Annotated in this window: 9 protein-coding genes; 2 read left to right on the forward strand and 7 right to left on the reverse strand. The window is 41.7% G+C overall.

Going from position 1 to position 12875, the window contains the following annotated elements; all coding sequences use genetic code 11:
• Positions 1-85: 85 nt before the first annotated feature.
• Together RA086_RS12185 and RA086_RS12190 are read left to right on the forward strand one after the other, a co-directional pair.
• Entirely contained in the window at positions 86-754 is a 669-nt protein-coding gene (locus tag RA086_RS12185) for an HXXEE domain-containing protein (protein ID WP_308704055.1), read from the forward strand.
• Positions 755-1012: 258 nt separating this feature from the next.
• Entirely contained in the window at positions 1013-2137 is a 1125-nt protein-coding gene (locus RA086_RS12190) for an MFS transporter (protein ID WP_308704056.1), read from the forward strand.
• 79 nt (positions 2138-2216) lie between these two features.
• Here the strand turns inward: RA086_RS12190 and RA086_RS12195 are convergent, their stop codons facing one another.
• The 7 genes from RA086_RS12195 to RA086_RS12225 all read right to left on the reverse strand — a co-directional run bounded on the left by RA086_RS12195 (position 2217) and on the right by RA086_RS12225 (position 12874).
• Positions 2217-2546 (reverse strand): hypothetical protein, encoded by a 330-nt coding sequence (locus RA086_RS12195; protein ID WP_308704057.1) that lies wholly within the window; start codon positions 2544-2546, stop codon positions 2217-2219.
• Between the two features lie 186 nt (positions 2547-2732).
• Complete coding sequence (gene ppsA, locus RA086_RS12200) at positions 2733-5135, reverse strand: phosphoenolpyruvate synthase (RefSeq protein ID WP_308704058.1); 2403 nt, start codon at positions 5133-5135, stop codon at positions 2733-2735.
• A 377-nt stretch (positions 5136-5512) separates the two neighbouring features.
• Positions 5513-8002 (reverse strand): SEC10/PgrA surface exclusion domain-containing protein, encoded by a 2490-nt coding sequence (locus RA086_RS12205; RefSeq protein WP_308704059.1) that lies wholly within the window; start codon positions 8000-8002, stop codon positions 5513-5515.
• 638 nt (positions 8003-8640) lie between these two features.
• Positions 8641-8985 (reverse strand): hypothetical protein, encoded by a 345-nt coding sequence (locus RA086_RS12210; RefSeq protein WP_308704060.1) that lies wholly within the window; start codon positions 8983-8985, stop codon positions 8641-8643.
• A 748-nt stretch (positions 8986-9733) separates the two neighbouring features.
• On the reverse strand, positions 9734-11194 hold the full coding sequence (locus RA086_RS12215; protein ID WP_308704061.1) for an ATP-binding protein: 1461 nt from the start codon (positions 11192-11194) through the stop codon (positions 9734-9736).
• 1024 nt (positions 11195-12218) lie between these two features.
• A complete protein-coding gene (gene trxA / locus RA086_RS12220; protein WP_308704062.1) occupies positions 12219-12533 on the reverse strand; it encodes a thioredoxin in 315 nt (104 codons plus the stop codon).
• 20 nt (positions 12534-12553) lie between these two features.
• Entirely contained in the window at positions 12554-12874 is a 321-nt protein-coding gene (locus RA086_RS12225) for a thioredoxin domain-containing protein (protein ID WP_308704475.1), read from the reverse strand.
• Position 12875 lies beyond the last annotated feature (1 nt).

A 12875-nucleotide genomic window follows, 5' to 3' on the forward strand; every position in this document is an offset into this window, starting at 1 on the left:
ACTAATTGTTGGTTGATGATGTCATCTGACGCTGTTACGCTTTGATTATACAACACGTGTTGGACAATTCTCTGCAAAGGAAGTTATGAAACTTATGAAATTTTATCGTCAAAATTGGTTCTTTATCGGTGGTATCCTCTTCGTCGTGTTAGCTTATTTCACAGGATTTTTCGGCGATCATCTGAGCCATATTCAACTCATCTTGACCTATAGTTATATGGCGATGCTGGTCCATCAATTTGAAGAATACGGCTTACCAGGTGGATTCCCCAGCATTTTTAACATTGCTGTCAATGGCGAAAAAAATGTGCCAGAACGCTACCCCTTAAATGCCAATCAAGTCATGATCAACAACGTTTTCATGGCTTATCCTTTTTATATTTTGGCCATCCTCTTTCCCGGAGCGATTTGGTACGGTCTCATTCAAGTTGGTCAAGGCATGGTCCAGATCGTCAATCATGGCTTTTATAATAATTTCAAACTCAAAAGCTTTTACAATCCCGGTGAAGCTTCCGTTGTGCTGCTACATTGGCCGTTAGGAATTTACTATATTTGGTATGTTGTCTCTAATCAGCTTGCGACCCCCACAGATTTAATCGTTGGTTTTATTGGTGCTTGGGCATCCGTCTTTATATTGTGGCTCGGACCAGTTAACCTTCTAAAAAACAAGCAGTCAAAGTATCCATTTTCACAAAACGAGTTTTACGGTTATGCCAAGGCTAAACTATTACGGCTCAAAAACACCAAATCATAAGACAAGGGCAACGCAAATTCACTTTTCAACAATCACTGCTAGTGCGGCAACTGCGACTGAATCAAGGGCATTTAGCTCTGGTCATCGTTTCATATGCCCCAAGAATAACGTTCTAATTTTCAAAATTTAGCCTTGTCAAAATGGCTGATTTCCGCTAAGATAGACTGAAATATTAATTCCGATAGCGAGTTTTGACTCGTCATGTTACTAGTTAAGCACTGCTTCTAGGCTGGGATAGCCTAAAGGAGTGCTTTTTTGATGAAAAAAATGACCTTATTAATGTTACTTGCCGCAATGAACCTTCGCCTGTCTGTGACGGCGTTACCCCCATTATTTCACCTTATTCAACAAGATCTGATTATCAGTAAGCCACTAATTGCCTTGCTAGTAACGATCCCGCTACTTTGTTTTGGCGCCGGATCACTCTTGGCGCCTCGCTTAATTCAAGAATTGGGAATCAAGACGATGTTGTTACTGACCACTGGCTTACTAATTCTCGCCAACTTAATACGGCCCTTTAATGTCTTCACCCTGATCAGTGGCACATTTTTGGTAGGACTAGCTATCGCCGGTTTAAATATCACGGTGCCCACAATGATTGCCCAAATGAACCAAGCTAATCCGACACGACTGACCAGTGACTATTCCTTGGTCATGACGGTTGTGGCAGCTATCGGTACGGCTGTAGCGCTCCCTTTAGCCAGTCGAATCAGTTGGCAAGCTGTGATGGCCCTATTCGCATTGCCGGCAGTGATCACCTGGCTCTGCACTTATTTCTTATTACCACAAGCCACACGACCTACTAAAACGCCTCACCCATCCCAGCACAACTTGTTGGCGATCTTTAAACATGATCGTCAAGTCCAAAAACTAGCGTTGTTCATGGGTGGACAATCACTGATTTTTTACACCTTAGTCACTTGGTTACCCACAATCTATCAAGCTATCGGCGCCACCAGTACCGAAGCCGGTACCTTATTCGCCGTATTTCAATTTATCGGCGTCCCCGCAGCCGCTTTACTCAATATTTTTCGCAGTCAACGACAAACTTTACGCTGGCTGTTAGTCGGCTACAGTTTAGGCTTTGCCTGTTTAGCTTGGTCAGGAATCGGTTGGTGGCTTTCGGCACTCATCTTAGGCCTGACCTGCGCGTTAATGTTCAGCTTTGCACTCAATCTAATCGCCACCAGTAGCCGCGATACCACGACCATTACCAACCGTTCAGCCATTGCCCAAGCCATCGGTTATTTACTCGCCGCAATCGGTCCGGTTCTGATCGGCCAGTTGCAAAATCTCACTCAAAGTTGGCTGATTCCAATCTTGAGTTTAGTTGGTTTAATGCTACTGACAATCTTGATTGGTTTCAGAACTACCAACGACTAGCTACTGAGGCATCAAAAAATACCGCTCAAGAACCTTAGCTTGCGCTAAATGCTTGAGCGGTATTTGTTATGACCTCAACTTAGTTGTCAACGACCTTTAACAAGGCATTCAAATCGGCCTGTTTGTTTAAAACAGTCACTAGGGTCTGTCCGTTTTTATCATAAGTCATTGACTCAAAAACTTTGACCGCTGGCTGGCCGTTAGTGGTCAACTGTAGTTCCGCCAACTTGGCAAAAACGTTAACACTCGGATTCACATCAAAAACGGCTGCCACATCCGGTAACATTTCTCCCAAGGGCAAGTTATTCGTATAGTTGCCGCTATTAAAATAGGCCCGCAAACAGAACATTAAAATTGCGCGTTCATACATTGAAAGTGTTGACAATTGTTTTTTCAAATCTGACTTCATCTTTAATCGACCATCCTAATTTTTGACTTCCTAATAATCATAGCACACTGAAAATCGCGTCAACACAAAAAGCACTAATCTGAAGTGTGTCCAGATTGGTGCTCTAAGTGACCTAATTTCAGAAAAAGTTCTGAATTAGATGTGATGGTTCTATTTCAACGAGGTAACCTTAATTAAGCTGGACGACTATTTCCAGTCATAGTCGGTCGGATCTTGTAATCCCCGGCCAGTAGCATGATCCAACATGATCCGCTGTTCGAAGTGAGCCACGTTGCGCTTAGTTGCTTCGACCATATCTGGGTTGACGGAGACGTAATCAATCCCACTCTGAATCAAGAAGTTGGTGAAATCAGGGAATTCAGAAGGCGCTTGACCACAAATGGAAACCGTCTTGCCATCTTTATGCGCTGTCGTAATCAAATGACGGATAGCACGTTTAACAGCTAAGTTCCGTTCGTCAAAGAGACTCGCAACGGTATCATTATTCCGATCACAGCCAAGTAGTAACATCGTCAAGTCATTCGAGCCAATGGAATAGCCATCAACGTATTCGTTGAATTTGTCGGCCAAAATGATGTTTGATGGAATTTCAGCCATCATGTAAACTTTGAAGTCGGCATTCCGAACTAAGCCTTCACCTTTCATGATGTCCGTTACTTTTTGGGCTTCATCAAGGGTCCGAACGAATGGAGTCATGACATTCAAGTTCTTCAAGCCAAACTCATTCCGAACTTTCTTGACTGCGGCTAATTCCAACTTGAACGCATTGATATACTTTGGATCGTAATAACGTGAAGCACCACGCCAGCCTAATAAGTCCGCTGGTTCATGTGGTTCAAACTTCTCGCCACCCTTAAGTTTACGATATTCACTCGACTTGAAGTCAGATAACCGTAAAACAACTGGCCGTGGTGACATTGCCCGGGCAACCTTGGAAATCCCGTCGGCTAACATGTCAACGACTTTTTCTGGGTGACCTTCTTCAATCAAATAGAGTGGATGTTCGTGAATATAAGTCGTCCAGAGGAACTCTTCACGCATCAAACCGATCCCATCTGCTGGTAATGAGGAATACTTGTCCGCTAACTCTGGGTCACCTAAGTTCATCATGACACCCGTAGCAGTTGGTGCGAAGGTTTCAGCAGCAACGACTTGCCCAGTCGCTTGTGCAACTGGTGTGGCTTTCTTGAGGATGCTTTCAACTTTGCCTTTATAAACAACCCCATTTTTAGCATCGACCGTCACAACATCGCCGGTCTTCAAGACAGCCGTTGCAGCAACGTGCTTGCTTTCAGTCCCAACGATACATGGAATTTCCATTTCCCGTGAAACGATCGCAGCATGGCAAGTCATCCCACCATTATTGGTCACAATGGCGGCAGCCTTCTTCATAGCTGGAACCCAATCTGGTGACGTCATCAAAGTAACTAAGACTTCACCCTGCTTGAATTGGTCAATGTCCTTAGGATTATCAATGACATGGACGATCCCACTGGCTAAACCTGGGCTGGCAGGTAAACCACGAACAGCAACTTTAGCATCAGCTTCTGCAACCACGTTATCATCTCCAGTAGTACTCGTTTTTGCTTTATTACGCTGTGACCAAACCGTTTCTGGACGTGCTTGCACGATCCATAAGCGATTCGTGTTAGTATCCAAAGCGTATTCCATATCCATGTAACAGCCATAATGCTTTTCAATTTCTTTAGCATACCCAGCGAGTTCAATGACCTGAGCATCCGTGAGAACTTGTTTATCTTGTAATTCAGTAGGAACGGTCTGCTCTTTGGTCCCACCATTAGCGACCCGCATTAATTCAACAGGCTGCTTAACAATATTTCTTTCAACAATCTTTAAAGAAGCCTTATCAATGACAAAGTGGTTAGGAGTAACTTTGCCCAAAACAATATATTCACCTAAGCCACGAATCCCATCGATCACGATCTTGGAATCGTCACCGTTAGCCACGTTGACGGAGAACATAATCCCAGAAGCCTTGGAGAAGACCATCATTTGGACCGCTGCCGACAAAGCCACTTTTTCATAAGGGAATTGTTGCTTGTGACGATAGTAGGTCGCCCGGTCAGTAAATAGCGATGAATAACATTCTTGAACCCGGTTGACGACATCCGCAGCGCCTTTGATATTCAGATAAGATTCTTGTTGCCCAGCGAATGAGGCATTCGGCAAATCTTCCGCCGTTGCAGAAGAACGAATGGCAACGAAGGGATCTGACTGACCAACTTTGTCAGCAAGATCGACATAAGCTTTCTGAATATCATTCGCTAAATCAGTTGGCATTGTGGCACCAACGATTAAATTACGAATCTGTTCACAAGCTTTATGCAATTCATCCGAATCTTCGTAGTCCACAATACCGTTAAGCAAAGCGTTGACTTTATCGTTTAACCCCGTCTTTTGCATGAAGTATCGGTATGCACGGGCGGTGGTTGCGAAACCATAAGGTACTGGAACGTCCATCGAAGAAGTCATTTCTCCTAATGACGAAGATTTCCCACCAACTAAGTTCACATCTTGACGATGTAATTCATTAAACCATAAAACATTTGCTGTATCGCGACTACTCATAATATTACCTCCTCGAAACTATCAACATCAAATTCAGTCAAACAAAACGATTTATTGAAAGCGTTTTCATTTACAACTACATTGTAGTTCAACTATGCACAAAGTTCAAAGGGATTTCTTGGATTTTTTAGTTTGTTTTTTGATAAAAAGCCACTAAAGCGGAATGTTAGTTATCTTTATCATCAGCTAAGTTGATTGTATATTTAGTTCACACTATCACAATGCTCGCATTTTGCGACCATTTAGCGAGTCAACTAGGCCAACCACGGTGAGGTTATTGAGTCATCTACCTGATTTAATTTGCTGGCCTAAAAAAATCTCACCCTGGCTGGCGTAATCCAAACCATGGTGAGATTATAAAAATATTATTGCTTAACTTAATGTTGTTTACGCTTTAGTCCCATACCCGCTAGACTAAACAAGCCAAGTAGCATCATGCCCAACATGCTCAAAAAGCCGGCATGTTGTTCGTTAGTTTGTGGCAAGGTAGTTGTTGTAGCTTTCGCTTTAAGACCGTTAGCAACATTGGTTGTCGTGGCTCCAACTGTCGCCGCTGCATCAGTAAGTGTGACTTCTGTATGATGCGTCGTGGTGGCTAAATTCTGGGCCTTAGGTTGGCCATTAAGTTGACTATGAGTCGTTGCTTCAACCGTTTTAAGCGCTTGTTCACGAGCAGTCGCTTGAGCCAAATTAGCTTTAGCAGTATCTAGCGCTGCTTTAGCCGCTTTTAAGACGGCAGCCGTTGTATTAGCAGCCGCCACTTTTTGATCATAGTCAGCTTTAGCTTGATCATAGGCCGTTTGTGCCTTAGCCAAGTTTGCTGTCGCCGTAGCTAAATTAGCATCGGCATTTTCAAGACCTGACAAGTAGGCTTTAGCTTTGGCAACTTTATTAGCTGCAGCCTGTACGGCAGCTTGAGCCTTGTCATCAGTGGCTTTAGCCGTTGCAAGTGTTTGCTTAGCCGTCTTCAATTCAGCCGTCGCCGTGGCAACATTGGCCTGGGCCGTAACAACCGCGGCCTTAGCACTAGCTAATTCTTCCGGCGTTGCATTGTAGGCTTGTGCTTGCTTGAGTGTTGCTTCATCGGTGGCCAATTGTTGTTTCAAACTAGTTAACTTGTTGGTCGCAGCGGCAGTGGCCTTCTTCGCTGTAGTCAGCTTATTTTGTGCCGCAGACAAGGCTGTTTTAGCAGTCGTCAAGGCTGCAGTTTGTGATTTAAGCGTTGCTTGCAAAGTACTATTTTTAACGACAACATGACTAATTGGTGCCGGCGTCGTTGTATTCTTGAAGAATGAAGAACCTTTAGGAATGATATTGTCATCATTAGAAATTAGGATAAGGTGAATAGTACCCTTAGAATCAAAGGTTGTCACTAAGTATAAATCAAGTGTCTTGTAATCTGTAATGTAGGCATCCCCCGCTTCAGTAGCCATAACATCTAAAATGCTGCCATAAGATGCTCGACTCCCCTCAACAACAGTGTCATCACGTGTATCCAAATGAGTATAGAGATAGTCCGCAATACCTCCCTTTAACTCCGCCATCGTATGATTATTGGTATGGTAAAGGCTCCAAGGCCACTCAGAAAAGTCTTGAATCATTGGATATAAGAACTCCCCATAAGGTCGTCCATCATCAACATAATCAACAACAGGTATTCCAACCTTTACACCAACCCCCTTGGTGAATGATGGCTCACTACCACCTTGCACTCCAAAGGTATCGCCGCTACCCTCATGCTTATTGATCATCAAATAGCCAAGTTTAGCCGAACCGTCTGAAACTTTTATCGGCTTAAATCCAAATTGAGCTCGAACATCATTAATGATCGATGCTGTGAAATTAGATAAATCACGCACTTGTGCCTCTGTTAAATTGCTAACATCATCAATCACTTCATTTTTATCTGCAGTCGTTGGTTGATAATCAATTTCAGTAACTTTCTTTTGAATAGCTGCTAAGGGTTCTAGGGCTTTATTACCCGCGGCAATAGCTTTATCCTGAGCATCCTCATCCTTATCCTTAGCTTTATCAAATACGGCATTGTACGCATTATTGTATAAAGCACTCCTGTTGGCATAAGCTTCTTTATACCCCGCCGGCATCACAACCCCACCAACTTCAACGGTACTATCAGCATTTTTGATCTGTGTATTAGTAGCATCAACAGCTGCTTGTGCGGTTTTAACCGTGGTTTGAGCTTTTGTCACGGTATCATTAGCTTGACTTTGGGTAACTTGCGCATCAGAGACCGTCTTGGTTTGCGTGGCAACATTAGTTTTATCTTGACTAACCGCAGTTTGGGCAGTAGTCGTATCTATTTGCTTAACTTTGTTTTGGGCTTGGTCCAAAGCTTGTTGTGCCGCCGTTACTGCACTGCTCTTAGTGTTGACTTCAGCTTGTGCTTGGTTCGCCGTTGCCGCAGTTGTATCGGCTTGTGACTGAGCCTGGCTTTGAACGGTTGTCGCTGCTGAAACAACTTGCTTAGCGTTGTCGATGTTTTCAGGAGTTGCCGCAGCCTTTGTGGCAAGAGCTGCTTGTTGAGTAGTCGTTGCAGATTGAACGGCTGTGCTAGCTGAATTCAAAACCTTTTGTGCCGTATTCTTGTCTGTGCTGGCATGATTAGCAGCGGTTTGTGCTGTGGTAACCGTGGTTGAGGCCTGACTAACCGCACGTTTGGCAGTAGTCGTTTTAGTTGTTGCTTGACTAACAGCTTGTTGACCATCCGTAGTAGTTGTAGCAGTTGTCTGAGCTGCTGTGCTAGTCGCAGTTGCGGCCTGAGCATTTAACCCTTGATTCCCCACCATTCCGATTGTTCCGGCAGCCGCCGCGATTGTCGCGAGCGTTGCCACTTTTTTCTTTGACATTATTAGTTCCTCCTAAGTATTGAAACTCCTAAAGATTCAGCTTTTCTTGTCATCAGTCTGTTGGACAATTGATTGCGTTTTCATTAACAGCAATAATTGTATCAAAATGGTCTGACACCCTATGTCGTTTTGTGCTATAAAACAAAAATAATGATATATTTTTTAACAAATTAATTATCATTCAATCACCTGCCATCAAAATAACCAATGTTGGCTATAACAAAAAAATGAGCACCAGTCATCAACAAGTCAATCGACTTGGATAAACAGTGCGCATTAAACTACTTTCAACTAGTCAGTTTCCTTTAAACTGGCACTTAGAATGCACTGCCGTAACTGATGCCAACATGATCCATTAGATTCAGTCACTGTTCAATTTAAGCACCAAAGACTAAACTATTAATGACTCAATCTCCCACTATCTCCCGCTATTTCTCAATTCGCTACATTAGTACTTTCTTTGCCACTTGGCTGAATCAATCCTTCTCAGAATCCACCCAAGTTTGTTCACGAAAATAAGTCCAACACCTTTGTCTGTGACTCTCAAAGGTATTGAACTTATTTTTAATAAATCTAAGTTTTTAATTTAAATAGGCCAAGCGCCCCTAATATTTCACTTGACGACAACATATACGACTTTACGAATACTTGACCGTACTTCCAAATTTCAACGGAATAAAGCCATAATGTGTATATCGATCCAAAACCTTTGCATCTACTTGCTTTAGTTGTGGCGCGATAAAATCATAAATATCACGATGTTCTGCTGGTAACCCAGCAATGCGATTCTTGATGTTTAAAGATAAATCCGCTTGTAGTAAAGCGGTTCTTAAACCAAGCATGATTTTAATATAATCCTCATCATGATTCAAAGCCTTAGAGAATTGCGCTAATTGTTGGCTAACCTTATCAAATTTAGGTAATTGTACCTGCTCATAGGCCCGATCTACCAGCGTTGTGAGTTTTTGTCGTTGTTCTTCCATGTGCTCGCCCCCGTTAACATTCTTAACATGCCATCTAAACGAGATTATAAAAATTGCGTCATTCAGAAACCACACTAATAATGGTACACCATTGCAACTTCTAACAAAAACGGCCCGGCTAAGCAACTGCCGTCATATATAACTTTTACTTTAATGCCAGGCTCAAATTTCAAAATTGCTTTGTACGTCGCAACTACTTCCAAAACCAGATTAGAAAGTTACAATTACAGCCATCAGTTAACCAAAATGAGACAATACTGCCACACTCAGCGACTTAATTTCTTCTTGCGTTCTTTTCTCATGTTAGTTTCACCAACTAAACTACTTTTTTCCAACAAGTAAAAAAAGCCTTCGAATTTTGCAATTCGAAGACTAATTACCTCACAACGCAATTGTCAGGATTTTCGAACATGCCCGACCATGGGCAACGTCTACGGATATAAGCATACCATGACTGGTCACCGTTTAACAGTTAAATTTTGTCACGATTATCCCAAAACTCAATCTGCCACTTATTCGATCACGTATTTTTAGACAAATTGCTATCTTCTAAGCACTCAAAATAATATGACTTCTGGATGCTAAAACATCCTGCCACTTGGTAGTATCCACTGATTAACTGATTAGTATTTTTTATATTCCATAATCGAAGTTTTTCGTTTACAATCAACTTTTATCTCCAAAATGCCTTTTGCTAAGATTATCATGTAGCGTTCTTGCTGTCAAAGAATTTTGTATAATGCCGTCTTTACTTTATTAACCGATAATATTGATTAGGAGACGTAGGCGCTGATGCAACCCGCTCTAAAATCCCAATTGTCGTTAAATGTTTCAGTCCATTTCTAACTGAGCTCATGCTATAATTATCAACCGCTGCGGATAACTCACGGGTACGTACACTTCCATGCTCATAAGCTAGCCCTACCGCCGCTTTTTCAATAAAGTTTAGTTTCTGCCAGTCAGCACCAATCTTGGATTCCAAATCATCGTTTTTCCGAAACGAACGCACAATAATATTATTTTTCAGAATCAAATTAACACTATTAGAATCAACTCTATAAACTGGATCATCCAAAAAGTATTTATTCATATCAATATAAATACGATCAACGCCTTCACCAAATTCACGTACCCAACCAGAATCAGTTAGTGCTCGTGCAATATAGGGATTTCTTGAGTAATGGGTATGTCGTATGTTTTCTGTAGTAACTACTGCTGGCAGACCGCCTGGGCTATGAATCTCCAATCGATCATCAAACATTAAGATCCGAATATCATCACCAGTATAATTATATCCGCGATGCGTTACAGCATTAACAATTCCTTCAAGCCAAGCTCCCTTAGGATACTCAGGAACATCGATAAACTTTCCTGATTTAGTGTCCAAGCTAGAAAAAGTTCGCAATTGTGCCTCTAGACTCTCACTTGCTTGTTGCAGCATCTTTGTTAACGGGCCTTCAATTCTAATCTGCTTAACAATATTCATATCCGCGCCAGTCTTCGCTTCTCGTCCTTCATATCGGATAAATCTAATTCTTGCGCCTGGGATAAAAGCAGTTGGATATTTTGAAAGCAGTAAAACACCCGCTACGGTTAATCGATAAATAATATGATCATTTTTATCCCTAATACGTTTAGCCAACCCTTTTGGAAAAAGTAGATCCCAAAGATTATCTCCTTCAAACCCATATAATTTTTTATATTCAGCAACAGTGTCCTCATCTAAATCATCCAAAATTGCTTCATTAACAATCTGACTTTCAAATGCACGAATTCCCTTGTCAAACTCAAGATTTTTACGTTCTTCATATGTTGTCCGATGAGTTTCATCACCTATTCTAAGGTATACTTCATCTTTTTTATTCGCATATATTTTGTCATCAGCTGGCTGTACTGTTAATAACCAAACCTCATCAGTCAATCCTTGAATATTCACGACTGGTTTTCGAGTTATTTCTATCTTTATTGTTGGAACTATTCTTTGCGAACCAATTTGAAGGATATCATTCTGCTTTTGAGGTGCTAGTAAATTCACACCCTCGTATCTTTTATTGTTAATGCCTAAAGCAACTGTCCCACCATCAGCGTTCGCAAATGCAATTAAAATATTCGCAAGCTTATTTAAATCGTATTTAGCACTTTTACGATCAAATGTTTTTCCCTCTGGAATACTTAACAAATCTTTTTTATCGTATTTTGGAATATTCACTATTACACCTCATATTTTATAAAGCATTCGATAGCTTCATTTTTTTGATGAACGTAGTTGTTAGAAAAACTATTTTCAACAATTTAAGACCTATTTAAGCGCTAAATTACTTGCTTCAGCTCCGTAATCCTTGCTTCAGCTCCATAATCCTTGCTTCAGCTCCGTAATCCTTGCTTCAGCTCCGTAATCCTTGCTTCAGCTCCGTAATCCTTGCTTCAGCTCCGTAATCCTTGCTTCAGCTCCGTAATCCTTGCTTCAGCTCCGTAATCCTTGCTTCAGCTCCGTAATCCTTGCTTCAGCTCCGTAATCCTTGCTTCAGCTCCGTAATCCTTGCTTCAGCTCCGTAATCCTTGCTTCAGCTCCGTAATCCTTGCTTCAGCTCCGTAATCCTTGCTTCAGCTCCGTAATCCTTGCTTCAGCTCCGTAATCCTTGCTTCAGCTCCGTAATCCTTGCTTCAGCTCCGTAATCCTTGCTTCAGCTCCGTAATCCTTATTCTAGCTCCACAATGACAACTCTTAATCTATTTTAGTATACCAGCTTTAAAACCAGTAACCATTTCATAATGTGTAAAAAAGGATGGTGTTACCATTTCTGCCAGAATTAAACTGCTTACTTCGTAACGATATGATTCTCAGCCAATATCTATCGGAAGCTACCGCATTCTCTTTCAAATTAATAGTCACCGTCATCCGATGTCTTAAAGAAATGGCGTTAATCATCATTTCACATTGAACCACTACTTGCTAATTCACTGTTTTTCAAGTGAATACGCTTTTATCGACAGAACTGTTGTCACATGTTCTTTTAAAACAAGACACAGACATCAAGGTTGTTCCTGAATAACCAATCAATCTGGTGAAATCTATTACGCTGATTTAGATCCTGCCAGGGTAGCACACAAAAGAAGAAGCGCGTTTGTATTACCTGCCGTGAACGGCCAACCATGACCGCTATGATGCATGAACACAAAAAAAGACTCATCACCAAAAATTGTGCTTGTGTGATAAGCCCTTACCTTCATATTTAATCAACGTATTGTTTTAAAACCGTAGCTAGTTGGTCTTTCATCCGTAACCCGACCATCTGCTCAACAACCTTGCCATCCTTCTTTACAATTAATGTTGGAATGGACATAATTCGAAAAGCAGTCGCCGTTTCTGGGTTGGCATCGACATCCAACTTCGCAAACTTCACTTTATCACCCATTTCAGCATCCAATTGTTCAATCACTGGTCCTTGCATCTTGCATGGTGGACACCAAGTTGCCCAGAAGTCGATCAGGACTACCCCCTCATCCGTTTCTTTTTTAAAATTTTTATCCGTTAATTTTGTTGTCATTGATCATATCCTACCTCTCATTAAAAGTGCTTATTTTTCAACCATTTTTTTATCACGTCATCAGACGGGACCGTCGCATACCTTGCTACGACCTGCCCTTCCACAACTAACACAACGGTTGGCATTTTTGTTATCGCCCACGTTACTGCAACAAAGGGAGCATTATCAACATCTATTTGTGAAAAATCAAAATAGCCTTGCCATTTAGTCGCTAGAGTTAGAAAATGCTCAAATTGCCAATCGCAGCGCTCACCGGCAGTACAGAAACGGGTCGTTAAAATTGTGAGCATCGGTTTAGCGCGACCAAAATCCTCAAAGTTGGTTTCATCTAACGACATCATC

The sequence above is a fragment of the Lactiplantibacillus brownii genome, assembly GCF_031085375.1.
In the GTDB taxonomy this organism is placed as follows: Bacteria; Bacillota; Bacilli; order Lactobacillales; family Lactobacillaceae; genus Lactiplantibacillus; species Lactiplantibacillus brownii.